Below are 13,137 nucleotides of genomic sequence, written 5' to 3'. Positions count from 1 at the left end.
CAGAGGGCAGGTTGGCGTAGGGTGCAGCGAAAGCCGACAGTCCAGTGCCGGGCTGTCCTTACAGCGCACCCGCCTTCTTCCACGCCAGGTAACGGCTCACCAACTGCGGGCCCAATTCGCTGGGGCGGGCGTCCAGCACCGGCACACCGCGGGCGGCGAGGCGTTCGTGGAGGCTGTTGCGGGCGTTGAGATAGTTCACTGTGCCGCAGTAGGCGAGGGCGTCATCGAAGCCTTGCACTGGGGTATGGCGCAGGCTGTCGAGGATTTCCTCGCGCAGGCTGACCACCAGCAGGCGATGCTGGCGGCCGAGGCGTTTCACGGCGCTGAACAGCTCGGCATCGTCTTCGTCGCGCAGGTTGCTGACCAGTACCACCAGGGCGCGGCGCCGCTGGCGGGCGAGCAGGGCTTCGGCGGCGGCACTGAAGTCGGCTGGGCGCAAGGTGCTGTCCAGGTCGTAGACGCCATTAAGCAGTACGTTCAGCTGGGCCGGGCCTTTCACGGGCGGCACGAAGCGGTCGCGTTCGGCGGCGAAGGTGGACAGGCCCACCGCATCGCCCTGACGCAGGGCCACGTAGCTGAGCAGCAGGCTGGCATTGAGGGCGTGGTCGAAGTGCGAAAGGTCGCCGTCCTGGCTGCGCATGCGGCGCCCGCAGTCGAGGAGGAAAACGATCTGCTGGTCGCGCTCGTCCTGGTATTCGCGGGCGATGGGCGTGCGCTTGCGGGCGGTGGCTTTCCAGTCGATCTGGCGCAGCGTGTCGCCATCGCGGAATTCCCGCAGCTGATGGAATTCCAGGCCGAGGCCGCGGCGCGGGCGCTGGCGCACGCCGAGCTGGCTGAGCCAGTCGTCCACCGCCTTCAACTGGGCGCCGTAAAGGCGGGCGAAGTCCGGATAGACGCGTGCCTCTCCTGGGAGGTCGAGCACCCGTTTGTGCCGCCACAGGCCCAGGGGGCTGGGCAGCTGCAATTCGCAGGCCGGGAAGTGGAAATGACCACGCTTGAGCGGTCGCACCCGATAGCCGAACTCGGTGTGTTCGCCGGGATGCAGGGCCACCTGCTGGGGCAGGGGTTCGAAGTCCATGGCGGCGGGCACCTGGTCGAACACGCCGACGTTCAGGGAGCGCCCGTAGCCGTGATGCAGGGTGAGGCGCACGTCGCTCCAGCGGCCCAACGCCAGGTTACCCGGCAGCGCACGTTCCAGGCGCGGCGAAGGCAGCCGGCGCAGCCAGATGGCGTCGAGCAGGCTGAGTAGAACCAGGGCGCAGAGCAGGCCCCACCAAAGCGGCTGCAGCTGCGCCGGCAGGTCGACACCCAGCGCCGGCAGGGCACCGAGCAACAGGGCCAGACCGAAGAGTCCGGCTACCAGCGCGAGCAGTGCGCGGGACGGCTTCATAGGCGCGGCGCCGGCACCTGGTCGAGGATCTGCTGGAGCACCTGGTCTACCGACAGGCCTTCGATATCCAGTTCCGGCGACAGACGTACGCGGTGGCGCAGGACAGCCAGGGCGCAGCCCTTGACGTCATCCGGTAGCACGAAGTCGCCACCGCGCAGCAGCGCGCGGGCGCGACCGCCACGGACCAGGGCGATGGAGGCGCGTGGTCCGGCACCCATGGCCAGGCCCGGCCAGCTGCGGGTGGCGCGGGCCAGGCGCACGGCGTAGTCGAGCACCTGGTCATCCACCGGCAATTCGCTGGCGATCTTCTGCAGGGCAATCACGTCGCGGGCCTGGATCAGGGTGCGCAGCGGTGCCACGTCGAGCATGTCGGCGCGGGCCGAGCGGGTGACCTGACGCACCAGGCTGAGTTCTTCGTCGGCAGCCGGGTAGTCCATGCGCAGCTTGAGCATGAAGCGGTCGAGCTCGGCTTCCGGCAGGGGGTAGGTGCCTTCCTGCTCGATCGGGTTCTGGGTCGCCAGCACCAGGAACGGCTGCGGCACCGGCAGGGCGCGGCCTTCCAGGGTGACCTGGCGCTCCTGCATCACTTCCAGCAGGGCGGCCTGGGTCTTGGCCGGGGCGCGGTTGATCTCATCTGCCAGCAGCAGGTTGGTGAACACCGGACCCTTGCGCAGCTTGAACTGCTCGCTCTGCATGTCGTACACGGCGTGGCCGGTGACATCGCTGGGCATCAGGTCGGGGGTGAACTGGATGCGCGAGAACTCACCGCCGAAGCAGCGCGCGAGAGCCCGCACCAGCAGAGTCTTGCCAAGGCCCGGCACGCCTTCCACCAGTACGTGGCCGCCGGCCAGCAAGGCGGTGAGCACGTCGTCGATTACCGCGACCTGACCGACTACGGCCTTCTGCAGTTCCAGGCGCAGTGCCTGGGCAAGCTGGCTGGCGCGCTGGCGCTGGGTGGCGGTGGAGGTCGCCGCGGAGCTGGCGGCTTCGGCTTGCGACGGATCGGAAATCTGTTCGCTCGTCATAGGGCATTCCTGAGGGTTTGCAGGTGGGCGACCTGGCGGGTGAAATCGGCGGCGGTGAGACGTTGCTTGGGCAACGGCCGCATGGCCTGGCTGATGGCGCTGGGCGGCAGGCGGGTCAGGCGGCCCAGCACCTGCCACTGCTCGGCCACGGGAAGCCGTTCGAATCCGGGATGGCGATGCCGTGCGCGGCGCTGGATATCCCGCTGCAGGCCTTGCAGCAGACTGACCTGGCCGCTGCGGCGGAGCAGGAAGTCGGCGCTGCCGCGCAGGTGTTCTTCCAGCTGCCGGCGAGCGCGGCTGGCCGGTGCCTGCAAGGGCCCCTGGCGCTGGCCGACGTGCCAGAGGACCAGGGCGATGAGCAAGGCAAGGGCCACCAGGGCCTCGGGGAAGTTCTGTCCGAGCAGCGTGGCCAGGCCATCGCGTTCGGCGCGGTAGAGCAGGGTGACGGCGCTGTCCTGGGTGAGGTACCAGAGCAGCCAGGCGTTGTCGTACTGGTCGATATCGCGGTTCTGCCAGATCCAGCCATCGGTGACCACGGTGACCAGTCCGTCGCCGTGGTTCAGCTGCAGCATATGGGTGGCCTTGGCGCTGTTGGCCCAGGCGTGGGCGCGGTTCTGGCTGTCGTAGAGGTGGAAATCCGTGTCGAAGCTGGCGTAGGCCGGCGCCTGCTCGTTTTCCAGGTAGAGCTTGGTCAGTTCGGGGAAGGGATCGTTCTCGGCATCGGTCTCTTCGTCCTGGGAGGGCGCGGCATCCTCCGGCCGTTCCTCGGCGCGCAGGCCTTCCGGCTCTTCGGGCTCCTCCGGTTCCGTGCTTTCGTCTTCTTCGAGGTCGCGGGTTTCGTACTGCTGGATGCCAAGACGGTCGGCCAGCAGGTCACCGCTCTTGCCTTCCTTCTCGTCGTAGAGGCGCTCGACGATGAATAGCAGGTGGCCGCCCTTGCTCGCCCATTCCAGCAAGCGATTGGCCTGGCGGGGGGTCATGCGCGAACGGCTGCCGAGTAGCAACAGGGTGTTGCCGGCGCTGGGCAGGGTGTCGAGCACTTCCAGGCCGTCGGCGCGGTTCACCTGCAGGCCTTGCTTGCGCAGGAAGTATTCGGCCGCCAGATAGGGGTTGCCCAGCACCTCGGGCGACGGGCCGTGCTCGACGGTGTCCTGGTAAGGCTGCAGCCGGCCGGCGACGTAGATCGCGATCAGTCCCAGCAGCAGGAACAGGCCGGCGCCAATGAGGAAACGCGGACGCAGGTTCATTGCGCGGCTCCGCTGGCGAACAGGCGCCGCCAGCCATCGCAGAGTCCCTGGCGCAGTTCGGCGGCGGGCAGGCGGTGGCCATAGGCGAGGTTCTGCCAGTGGTCGGTGAGGGTCCGGCTGAAGCCTTCCAGTTCGCTGTTCTCCAGACGGAGCACCAGTTGCAGCACTTCGCCTTCGGTGTGGGATTGCCTGAGGGGCAGGCGGAAGTCGTGCAGCAGGCGGCTGAGCAGGGCGCGATAGAGCAGGCCGAGGGCCTCGCGGGGCTGGCTGGCCCAGAGTCGTTCGGCTTCGCCTGCCACGTCGTCGGGCAGGCTTTCCGGTGCGAGTTCAAGGCCGAACAGCACGGCAGGGGCTTCACGCGGGCGGCGCTGGGGCAGGCCCAGGCGTCCGGCAAAGGCGCTGAGCCAGTCGCGGTAACGCCAGACCAGCAGGGCGACGAGGCTGATCAGCACGCCCCAGAGCAGCACCTTGATCACCAGGGCGACGCTGTCCAGGCTCTTGGCGTACTCGGCCAGCTTGAACAGGTTGCGGATGAACTCGGCCCAGCCTTCGACGTCTTCGGGTTTCACTTCCTTGTCGGCGTTTTCATCGCCCAGGCGCCAGCGGGTGACGGTTTCGCGGTTCTGGAAGGGCGCAGCGTCGAGCAGCGTGGTGATCTTGTCCTTCGCGGCCTGGCTGGTGAGCGTCTGGTGGGTGAGGCGCTCGGCGTCCGGGCCGTCGAGGTAGGCCTGGGGTGCGAGGCAGAGGGCGGGCGCATCTTCGGCCATGGCCGGTTGCGGCAGTTGGCTGAGCAGCAGGCCAAGGCCCAGCAGCAGGGCGTACGCGGTGCCGGTCAAGCGTTGGCGCAGGCGGCGGAATTGCAGTTCGATGTCCCAGCCTTCCAGGGACGTGCGGCGGTTCAGGTAGAGGGTGAAGCCGCAGGCGACATAGACCGGTCCCCAGATCATCAGCACCAGGACGTAGAGACTGTTGGACAGGTGTTCCAGCCAGAGCCATTCGCCCGAGGCCATCTCCAGGAGCTTCTGCCAGTCCCAGTCGATGGCCACCTGCTGGGGCAGCATCAGGTAGAGCAGGGTGAGCAGTCCGAACCAGAGGGCCGATTCCAGGTGCACGCCGATGACCGTCAGCCAGGTAGCGCCGCCCGCATCACGCTGGCCCAGCACTACCAGACGCTGGCTGCGCGCGTGCCCGGAAAGCCCTTCGAGTTGCAGCACCGGCAGGTCGAAGCTGCGGGTGGTGCTCAGGCGGCGCCAGGTGAGGCTGGCGAGCAATTGCGGCTTGAGCAGGCGTGGGTAGGCGCGCAGGGCTTCCTTGAGGGTTGGCGTGTCGCCGAACAGGGCGCGGGACAGGATGTACAGCGGCAGCCGTTCGTAGGCGGGCTTGAGCTGCCAGAAAAGGAACACCGCGAGTCCCGGGTAGTTCCAGCAGACCAGGGTGAGCAGGGCGAACACCGGGAAGGTGACGATGGCCCAGCTGGCCATCAGCAGGCCGGCGTGGCGGCGCGCCAGCAGCACGCCGAGGTCCATGGCCTCCCAGGCGCTGCGTGGGCGGATGGCGACGCTGGCGTCAGTCAGGCGCATGCGTCCTCCGTCCCACCAGGCCGAAATAGAGCGCGACCAGCAGCCACAGGCCCGCGCCCACCAGATATTTCACCTGCGGCGTCACCAGCGTCATGGACGACCAGTAGGCCTCGACGAATGCGGCGATCACCAACAGCAGGATCACCCCGGCCACCAACTGCACGCTGCGCCCGGCAGCCAGGCGCAGGGCCTCGCCACGGGGCAGGCGGCCCGGGGCGAGCAGGGCCCAGCCCAGCTGCAGGCCGGCGGCGCCGGCAAAGGCGATGGCTGTGAGCTCGAAGGCGCCGTGGCCGACGACGAAGGACCAGAAGGTTTCGCCGAAGCCGATCTGGGTCAGGTGGCCGGCGACGGCGCCGATATGCAGGCCGTTGAACAGCAGGAAGAACAGGCTGCCGACCCCGAAGAGCAGGCCGCCGGCATAGGTCTGAAAGGCGATGCCGATGTTGTTCATGATGTAGTGGCCGAACATCATCCAGTCGTCCCCCGAGTCGCGCTCGCTCATGGGGCCGATGCGTCGGGCGTCCGGGTCGTACATGGATTCCATCGACGACACCTGTTCCGGGTCCAGCACGCTGTAGACCAGGTCCGGCCAGTTGTGCACCAGCAGGCCCATCAGCATCAGGCTGCCGTAGAACAGCAGGCTGGCGGCGGCGATGCTGCGCCACTGGCTGCGTACCAGGCGCGGGAAGCCTCCGAGCAGGAAGCCCAGCAGGCGTGCGCCGAGATGGCTGCGGTGGCGATAGAACTGCTGGTGGCCGCGCATGGCCAATTGCTGCAGGTGTTCCACCAGATGGCTGCTGTAGCCGCGCTCCTGGGCCAGGGCCAACTGCTGGCACACCTGCCGGTAATCAGCCGAGAAGGCTTCACAGGCGCGGGCGTCGGCCTTGCCGCGTTCGAGACGTTCGAGTTGCTCGGCGAAGGCCTTCCAGCTGGCCCGGTGCTGGCGTTCGAAGAGATTCTGTTTCATGGCGAATCCGACCCCAGCAGGCCGCGTGCGATGCCATTGATGCGCGCCTGCGCCTGTTCCGCCGGCACGGACAACGGTTCGGCCAGGATGCCGGCGAGTTCGGCGCGGCGTGCCGGGGACAGGCTGGCCTGGCGTTCGGCGAAGCTGAGCAGGGCGCGTTGGTCGGCGAGGGTCAGGGAGAAGGGCGCGCGCTCCGGCTCGGCGTCCGGCAATGTCGGGCGCTGGCTCTTCTCGTCGCGGTAGACCACCAGGCTGCCGGCGGCGATATCCCCCAGGCGCTTGAAGGTGGGGTGCAGCAGGCAACTGAGGGCGCCCAGGGTGTAAGCGAAGGGCAGCAGGTCGACGAAGCGCAGCAGGTTGCGCACCAGGGAGGAGGACCAGCCGACGGGGGTGCCGTCGTCATGCACCACGCGCAGGCCCATCACCTGCTTGCCCGGCGAGCGGCCCTGGTTGAGCACTTCGAATAGCACCATGTACCACCAGTTGAGCAGGAACATGAGGATCAGCCCCAGGCCCATGCCGAGCTGCCCGAGCAGGGCCAGGGCGATGAACAGGACCAGCATGATCGCACCGCGAATCGCCAGGTCGATGGCATAGGCCAGGGCGCGTGGCAGCAGGCCGGCCGGACGCAGGACCAGGTCGATGCCTTCCGGTGTCTCGACCTGGTAGCGGGTGTCCAGCGGCTGGGCCTGGGAATCGGCGGGATGGGAACCGGATCGGGGTGCGGGCATCGGCTGGGCGCCAAGGGGAAAGCCAGATGCTAGCGAGCGGCTGGTATCCAGGCAACCGGGCAGGGAGGACTCAGCCCGCATGCTGTGAAAGGATCGGGGAATTCGACAAGGCGAATGGCGCGCGGGCGTCGGCGCGGGGGGCGGTAGGCGCGGGCATGGGGCAGTCCTTGTCGGGGTCGATCATCCAGTGGCGGCGATTCTAGGCTTGCGGCAAAGCGGCCAGCAAGACGGCGGATGGCGAAGTTTCCGGCCCAGTTCGGCGCCGTTGCCGCGTTCGGCCCGGTGTTAGACTGGCCCGCTCACGAACAAGGGGGGACGCCGTGACTTCCAGCATCTTCTGGCACGACTACGAAACCACCGGCATCAATCCGCGCTGCGACCGGCCGCTGCAGGTGGCCGGCATTCGCACCGACGAGTCGCTCAACGAGATCGGCGAACCGATCAATCTCTACTGCAAGCCCAGCGACGACATCCTGCCCCATCCGGCGGCCTGCCTCGTTACCGGCATCCTGCCCGGCACCTTGGCGGAGAAGGGGCTGGGCGAGGCGGAGTTCATGCACCGGGTGCATGCCGAGCTGTCACTGCCGGGCACCTGCGGCGCTGGTTACAACACCCTGCGCTTCGACGACGAGGTCACCCGTTACAGCTTCTATCGCAACTTCTACGATCCATACGCCCGCGAGTGGCAAGGTGGCAACAGCCGCTGGGACTTGATCGACCTGGTGCGTACCGCCTATGCCCTGCGCCCGGAAGGCATCGAATGGCCGCAGCAGGACGGACGCGTCAGCCTGCGCCTGGAGCTGCTCACGGCGGCCAACGGCATCGACCATGGCCAGGCCCACGATGCACTCTCCGACGTTCGCGCGACCATCGCCCTGGCGCGCCTGCTGCGTGAGCGTCAGCCGAAGCTCTTCGATTACCTCTATCAGTTGCGCAGCAAGCACAAGGTGCAGGAACAGGTTCGCCTGCTGCAGCCGCTGGTGCACATTTCCGGACGCTTCTCCGGCGAACGTCATTACCTGGCAGTGGTGCTGCCGCTGGCCTGGCATCCGCGCAACCGCAATGCGCTGATCGTGCTCGACCTGCAGTCGGACCCGGCCCCCCTGCTGGAGCAGGACGGGGAAACCCTGCGCCGGCGTCTCTACACCCGTCGTGACGAACTGGCCGAAGGCGAGCTGCCGGTACCGCTGAAGCTGTTGCACATCAACCGTTGTCCGGTGGTGGCGCCCCTCGGCGTGCTGCGTGAGGACGATCGCCAGCGGCTTGGCGTGGATCTGGAACTCTGCCAGCGCCGCGCCGCGCTACTCACTGCGCAATCCGCCGTGTGGCAAGAGAAGTTGCCGGTTATTTATGCGGAAGAAGAATTCGCTTCGCCGGATGATCCGGAGCAGCAGTTGTATGACGGATTTCTCGGTGATCGCGATCGTCGACTCTGCGAACAAGTGCGACGCGCCGATCCGCAACGGCTGTCGCTGGAGAACTGGCCGTTCGACGACCCGCGTCTGCCAGAATTGCTGTTCCGTTACCGCGCAAGAAACTTTCCTGAAACTTTGTCGGAGACTGACCGGTCGCGTTGGGAAGAGTTTTGTAGAAATCGGCTGAAAAGCCCGGAATTCGGGGCGCCTAATACCCTGGAGAGTTTTTTCCTGGCGCTGGATGAATTTCAGGCCAAAGCAGAGCCGGCACAACAGGCGATCTTGCTGGAGTGGCGCCGATATGCCACGGAACTGGGACAGCGCTATCAGTTGCGATAAACGCCCTGGAAACTTTTCGGGGCTTTTCCCTCGCCAATAAAAAACGCCAGCAGATGCTGGCGTTCTTTATTACCGAAGGCTTAGCCCAGGATGGTGGCCCAACCTTCAACGACGTCGGCGCCCCACTTGGCTTTCCACTCTTTCAGAGTCTTGTGGTTGCCACCTTTGGTTTCGATGACTTCACCGGTGTTCGGGTTCTTGTACTGCTTGACCTTGCGGGCGCGCTTGCTGCCGCCTGCAGCGGCCTTGGCGGCACGCGGAGCCTTGGCGGAGCGGGCATCCGGATCGAGCAGGGCAATGATGTCGCGCAGGGACTTCTGATATTCACCCATCAGAGTGCGCAGTTTGCCTTCGAACTCCAGTTCTTTCTTCAGCTTGTCGTCCTGGGACAGGTTCTTCAGGCGCTCTTGGAGCTCCTTGATGGCTTCTTCCGTTGCCCGGTATTCGTTGATCAGCGACATGTCGGCGTCCCTTGTTGGAATCGTACGTTGACTTGCGATTGCGAAGTGTCAGCAATAATAGACAGCGATTATCTGCAAGTAAATAAGCAGGAAAAGTTTTGTACGCATTGTTGGCGACTTCTTCTTTCATACTAGTCCCATGGCCCCTCTAATGCGTAATTGCGCCAGGAGTACTCGCTATATCGAGCTCCAGCTTCACCCCTTAGTTTGCCTGTCTTGTGTTGTTCCGCGATCAGCGGCAATCCGCTGGAGGCCACGAGGTTACTGAAGTTTTTGCGCGTACTGGCTAGAATGGCCGCCTTTGCGAAGTCTCTGGAGTGTTCCCAAATGCGCACATTTCGTCTGGTGATTGCCTGTCCGGACGGCGTCGGCATCGTAGCCAAGGTCAGTAACTTCCTGGCTACCTACAACGGCTGGATTACCGAGGCCAGTCATCACTCGGATAATCAGAGCGGCTGGTTCTTCATGCGCCATGAAATCCGTGCTGACTCGCTGCCCTTCGATCTGGACGGTTTCCGCCAGGCCTTTGCGCCCATCGCCCGCGAGTTCTCGATGGAATGGCGCATTACCGACTCCGAAGTGAAGAAGCGCGTGGTGCTGATGGCCAGCCGCGACTCCCACTGCCTGGCCGACCTGCTGCACCGCTGGCACAGCGGCGAACTGGATTGCGAGATTCCCTGCGTGATCGCCAACCACGACGACCTGCGCAGCATGGTGGAGTGGCACGGCATTCCGTACTTCCATGTTCCGGTGGACCCGAAGAACAAGCAGCCGGCCTTCGACGAGGTTTCCCGCCTGGTGGAAGCGCACAACGCCGATACCGTGGTGCTCGCCCGCTACATGCAGATCCTCCCGCCCGAGCTGTGCCAGCGTTACGCCCATCAGGTAATCAATATCCACCACAGCTTCCTGCCGTCCTTCGTCGGCGCCAAGCCCTACCATCAGGCTTCGCTGCGCGGCGTGAAACTGATCGGCGCCACTTGCCACTACGTTACCGAGGAGCTGGATGCCGGCCCGATCATCGAGCAGGACGTGGTGCGTGTGACCCATCGCGACAGCATCGAAGACATGGTTCGCTTCGGCAAGGACGTGGAAAAGATGGTGTTGTCCCGTGGGCTACGCTATCACCTTGAAGACCGGGTGCTGGTGCACGACAACAAGACTGTCGTGTTCAACTGATGCCTTCGGCGGGCATCCGCTCCGGTCACCCGGCAGAGGAGCCCGCCCCATGCTCAAGTCCATCAAGGTGCGCGACTACATGACTCGTCACCTGGTGACCTTCAGGTCCGACACCGACCTTTTCCTGGCCATCGACCGCCTGCTGGAGCACCGGATATCCGGCGCTCCTGTGGTGGATTCCCAGGGCCACCTGATCGGCATGATCTCCGACGGCGACTGCTTGCGTGGCATTCTCTCCGGCGCATATTTCGACGCCGTCGGCGGCAGCGTCAGCAGCTACATGGCCACCCAGGTCGAGAGCGTTTCCCCTGAAACCGACATCATCGAAGTCTGCCAACGCTTCCTGCGTGACAAGCGTCGGCGTTTCCCTGTGGTGGAGGAGGGCGTGCTGGTCGGCCAGATCAGTCGCCGCGATGTCTTGCGTGCGGTGAAGGCGTTCGCCCAGCACGACCCCGAACAACCTCCGGAAGTCTGAGGACCCTGCCATGGCCGACCCGCGTGACCGCGCCACCTCAACCCCGCCTCCCACCCTCGGCGAAGGCTGCGTCCGGCGCTACGACCCGGATGAGTTGAGCGAGGAGAACGGCACCGAGTTTCCCGGGGCCGCCGAGTTGTGGCGCAAGGTGCAGGAAGAGGAAGAAAAGAAAAAGGCGCCCTAGGGCGCCTTTCTTGTTTGTGGCTCTGGCCCATCCTGCACGATCTGCCCCCTCTCCCTTTGGGAGAGGGCTGGGGTGAGGGGAGCTGGAGTGGCTGGGAGTCGACCTGGTTTCGTAGGGTGGATAACGCTCTTTTTACCCACCGTCGCGAATGAATTCGCCCCCCACACGAGCAACCACCCACCGTCAGATCCGGAAACTCCCCACCAACTGCTGCAGCCGTGCGGCCTGCTGGTCCAGGTCGGCGCAGGCGCGCAGGGTGGCCTGGAGGTTTTCCACACCTTCCTGGTTGAGGGTGTTGATCTCGGTGATGTCCATGTTCAGCGAGTCGACCACGGCGGTCTGTTCCTCGGTGGCGGTGGCCACCGACTGGTTCATGCCGTCGATCTCGCCGATGCGCTGGGTCACGCTGCCCAGGCGCTGGCCGGCCTGGTTGGCGATCTCCACGCTCTGCTCGCTGTAGCGCTGGCTCTCGGTCATGGTGGTGACCGCCTCGCGGGCGCCGACCTGCAGTTCCTCGATCATCTGCTGGATTTCCTGCGCCGATTCCTGGGTGCGGTGGGCCAGGTTGCGCACCTCGTCGGCCACCACGGCGAAGCCACGGCCGGCTTCCCCGGCGCGGGCGGCTTCGATGGCAGCGTTGAGCGCCAGCAGGTTGGTCTGTTCGGAGATGCCTTTGATGACTTCGAGGATCTGGCCGATGTTCACCGTCTTGCTGTTCAGCGTCTCGATGTTGCCGCAGGAGGCGCGGATCTTCCCGGACAGCTCGTTCATCGCGGCGATGGTGCGCTCCACCACCTGGCGACCGTCCTCGGCCAGGGTGCGCGCGGAGGAGGCCTGGTGCGAGGCGTCGGCGGCGTTGCGGGCGATTTCCTGGGCGGCGGCGCCCAGTTCGTTGATCGCGGCGGCGACGCTGTTGGTGCGGTTGGCCTGCTCGTCGGAGTTGCTCATGGACGAGTTGGAGGCATTCAGCACCAGCTTGGCCACCTGGTTCACGTGATTGGTGGCCGAGGACACTTCGCTGATGGAGCCGTGGATACGCTCGACGAAACGGTTGAAGGCGCTGGCCAGTTCGCCGAACTCATCCTGGGTATGGATCGCCAGGCGGCGAGTCAGGTCGCCTTCACCCTGGGCGATGTCCTGCATGGCGCGACCCATGGTGTGCAGTGGCTGCATCAGCACGCGGATCAGCATGCCCAGCAGGATCATGATGATCACCACCGCAATCACGGTGGCAACGATGGCCGAGGCGCGGAACTCACTAAGCATGCTGTAGGCCTTGCCCTTGTCCACCGATACGCCGATGTACCAGTTCACCGATGGCAGGCCCTTCACCGGAGCGAAAGTGAGGATGCGGGTGGTGCCGTCCACGTCGACTTCGCTGAAGCCGGTGCTGATGGTCGGGGTGTTCTGCGGGTAGATGTCCCGCAGGCTCTTCATGACCATGTCCTTGTTCGGGTGCACCAGGATCTTGCCGTCGGCACTGACCAGGAAGGCGTAACCCATGCCATCGAAGTCCAGGGCGTTGATGATCTGCACCAGGGTCTGCAGGCTCAGGTCACCGCCGGCGACGCCGAGGGATTGCACCGGCGTGGCGATGGTCATGATCAGCTGGCCGGTCGCCGCGTCCACGTAGGGCTCGGTGAGGGTGGTTCCGCCGGCACTCTTGGCGCCTTGATACCAGGGACGGGTGCGCGGGTCGTAGCCTTCGGGCATGGCGCTGTCCGGGCGCATGGTGAATTGCCCGTCCTGGGTGCCGAAGTAGGTGAAAGCGAAGGTGGAACTCAGGGCCCGTTGTTGCAGCAGGGTGGGTACGGCGTCGCCAGATGGGTTGGCGGCAAGGGATTCGGCAACGCTTTCCACCAGCAGAATCCGGCCCGAAAGCCAGTTCTGGATATTGCTGGCGGTTACATCGCCCATTTCCTGCAGATAGTTTTCCAGGTCGTCACGGAGCGCATTCCTTTGCAAGTAATCGTTGTACAGGGTGAACAGCGAGAAAGCTGCAATCACCACCAGGGAGGCGGCGAGCAGAATCTTGTGGCTGAACCGCAGGTTTTTGATCATGTTTGCTTGCGTCCGGTTGGGTCAGGCACCAGTCTTTACGGCACGTGAGTACTGAAAAAACTGAGTAGAAACGTCGGTTTATA

General features: G+C 65.2%; 12 protein-coding genes. 4 read left to right on the top strand and 8 right to left on the bottom strand.

Going from position 1 to position 13,137, the window contains the following annotated elements; genetic code table 11:
- Positions 1-58: 58 nt before the first annotated feature.
- From E8E91_RS01420 to E8E91_RS01395, 6 genes are read right to left on the bottom strand one after another with little or no spacing between them, the layout of a single operon-like run.
- Positions 59-1,390 (bottom strand): DUF58 domain-containing protein, encoded by a 1,332-nt coding sequence (locus E8E91_RS01420; RefSeq protein WP_280374301.1) that lies wholly within the window; start codon positions 1,388-1,390, stop codon positions 59-61.
- Positions 1,387-2,415: a MoxR family ATPase gene (locus E8E91_RS01415; RefSeq protein WP_280374300.1), complete on the bottom strand. Its 1,029-nt coding sequence runs from the start codon at positions 2,413-2,415 to the stop codon at positions 1,387-1,389. The genes E8E91_RS01420 and E8E91_RS01415 overlap by 4 nt, the downstream gene beginning before the upstream one ends.
- Positions 2,412-3,662, bottom strand: coding sequence for a DUF4350 domain-containing protein (locus E8E91_RS01410; protein WP_280374299.1), 1,251 nt, complete (start codon positions 3,660-3,662; stop codon positions 2,412-2,414). The genes E8E91_RS01415 and E8E91_RS01410 overlap by 4 nt, the downstream gene beginning before the upstream one ends.
- The gene (locus E8E91_RS01405; protein WP_280374298.1) at positions 3,659-5,242 is read right to left on the bottom strand and encodes a DUF4129 domain-containing protein; all 1,584 of its coding nucleotides are present in this window, start codon (positions 5,240-5,242) and stop codon (positions 3,659-3,661) included. Before E8E91_RS01405 ends, E8E91_RS01410 begins: the two co-directional genes overlap by 4 nt.
- A complete protein-coding gene (locus E8E91_RS01400) occupies positions 5,229-6,209 on the bottom strand; it encodes a stage II sporulation protein M (protein ID WP_280374297.1) in 981 nt (326 codons plus the stop codon). Before E8E91_RS01400 ends, E8E91_RS01405 begins: the two co-directional genes overlap by 14 nt.
- Complete coding sequence (locus E8E91_RS01395; RefSeq protein WP_280374296.1) at positions 6,206-6,940, bottom strand: RDD family protein; 735 nt, start codon at positions 6,938-6,940, stop codon at positions 6,206-6,208. The genes E8E91_RS01400 and E8E91_RS01395 overlap by 4 nt, the downstream gene beginning before the upstream one ends.
- 320 nt (positions 6,941-7,260) lie before the next feature.
- On the opposite strand from E8E91_RS01395, the gene sbcB reads away from it, so the two are divergent.
- Positions 7,261-8,694 carry an exodeoxyribonuclease I gene (sbcB, locus tag E8E91_RS01390; protein WP_280374295.1) on the top strand — a complete coding sequence of 478 codons (1,434 nt, stop codon included), beginning with the start codon at positions 7,261-7,263 and terminating at the stop codon, positions 8,692-8,694.
- Positions 8,695-8,774: 80 nt separating this feature from the next.
- Here the strand turns inward: sbcB and mvaT are convergent, their stop codons facing one another.
- Positions 8,775-9,155: a histone-like nucleoid-structuring protein MvaT gene (gene mvaT / locus E8E91_RS01385; protein WP_151132114.1), complete on the bottom strand. Its 381-nt coding sequence runs from the start codon at positions 9,153-9,155 to the stop codon at positions 8,775-8,777.
- Positions 9,156-9,482: 327 nt separating this feature from the next.
- Between mvaT and purU the strand changes: the two genes are divergently transcribed.
- Genes purU through E8E91_RS01370 form a run of 3 tightly spaced genes read left to right on the top strand, consistent with a single transcriptional unit; the run spans position 9,483 to position 10,993 of the window.
- Complete coding sequence (gene purU / locus E8E91_RS01380; RefSeq protein ID WP_280374294.1) at positions 9,483-10,334, top strand: formyltetrahydrofolate deformylase; 852 nt, start codon at positions 9,483-9,485, stop codon at positions 10,332-10,334.
- A 49-nt stretch (positions 10,335-10,383) separates the two neighbouring features.
- A complete protein-coding gene (locus tag E8E91_RS01375; protein WP_190827407.1) occupies positions 10,384-10,809 on the top strand; it encodes a CBS domain-containing protein in 426 nt (141 codons plus the stop codon).
- Between the two features lie 10 nt (positions 10,810-10,819).
- Entirely contained in the window at positions 10,820-10,993 is a 174-nt protein-coding gene (locus E8E91_RS01370; RefSeq protein ID WP_226283628.1) for a hypothetical protein, read from the top strand.
- A gap of 183 nt (positions 10,994-11,176) precedes the next feature.
- Here E8E91_RS01370 and E8E91_RS01365 read toward each other — a convergent pair whose 3' ends face one another.
- Positions 11,177-13,054 carry a methyl-accepting chemotaxis protein gene (locus E8E91_RS01365; RefSeq protein ID WP_280374293.1) on the bottom strand — a complete coding sequence of 626 codons (1,878 nt, stop codon included), beginning with the start codon at positions 13,052-13,054 and terminating at the stop codon, positions 11,177-11,179.
- Positions 13,055-13,137: the final 83 nt, after the last annotated feature.

The organism is Pseudomonas sp. BN515, assembly GCF_029873155.1.
In the GTDB taxonomy this organism is placed as follows: Bacteria; Pseudomonadota; Gammaproteobacteria; order Pseudomonadales; family Pseudomonadaceae; genus Metapseudomonas.
Note: the sequence above shows the minus strand (reverse complement) of the source record. Positions and strands in the feature narration are given on the sequence as shown.

What these genes read in the sequence shown, in the direction of transcription:
- E8E91_RS01420 (WP_280374301.1), bottom strand. Translation starts at nt 1,390, where the DNA reads ATGAAGCCGTCCCGCGCACTGCTCGCGCTGGTAGCCGGACTCTTCGGT.
- E8E91_RS01415 (WP_280374300.1), bottom strand. Translation starts at nt 2,415, where the DNA reads ATGACGAGCGAACAGATTTCCGATCCGTCGCAAGCCGAAGCCGCCAGC.
- E8E91_RS01410 (WP_280374299.1), bottom strand. Translation starts at nt 3,662, where the DNA reads ATGAACCTGCGTCCGCGTTTCCTCATTGGCGCCGGCCTGTTCCTGCTG.
- E8E91_RS01405 (WP_280374298.1), bottom strand. Translation starts at nt 5,242, where the DNA reads ATGCGCCTGACTGACGCCAGCGTCGCCATCCGCCCACGCAGCGCCTGG.
- E8E91_RS01400 (WP_280374297.1), bottom strand. Translation starts at nt 6,209, where the DNA reads ATGAAACAGAATCTCTTCGAACGCCAGCACCGGGCCAGCTGGAAGGCC.
- E8E91_RS01395 (WP_280374296.1), bottom strand. Translation starts at nt 6,940, where the DNA reads ATGCCCGCACCCCGATCCGGTTCCCATCCCGCCGATTCCCAGGCCCAG.
- mvaT (WP_151132114.1), bottom strand. Translation starts at nt 9,155, where the DNA reads ATGTCGCTGATCAACGAATACCGGGCAACGGAAGAAGCCATCAAGGAG.
- purU (WP_280374294.1), top strand. Translation starts at nt 9,483, where the DNA reads ATGCGCACATTTCGTCTGGTGATTGCCTGTCCGGACGGCGTCGGCATC.
- E8E91_RS01375 (WP_190827407.1), top strand. Translation starts at nt 10,384, where the DNA reads ATGCTCAAGTCCATCAAGGTGCGCGACTACATGACTCGTCACCTGGTG.
- E8E91_RS01370 (WP_226283628.1), top strand. Translation starts at nt 10,820, where the DNA reads ATGGCCGACCCGCGTGACCGCGCCACCTCAACCCCGCCTCCCACCCTC.
- E8E91_RS01365 (WP_280374293.1), bottom strand. Translation starts at nt 13,054, where the DNA reads ATGATCAAAAACCTGCGGTTCAGCCACAAGATTCTGCTCGCCGCCTCC.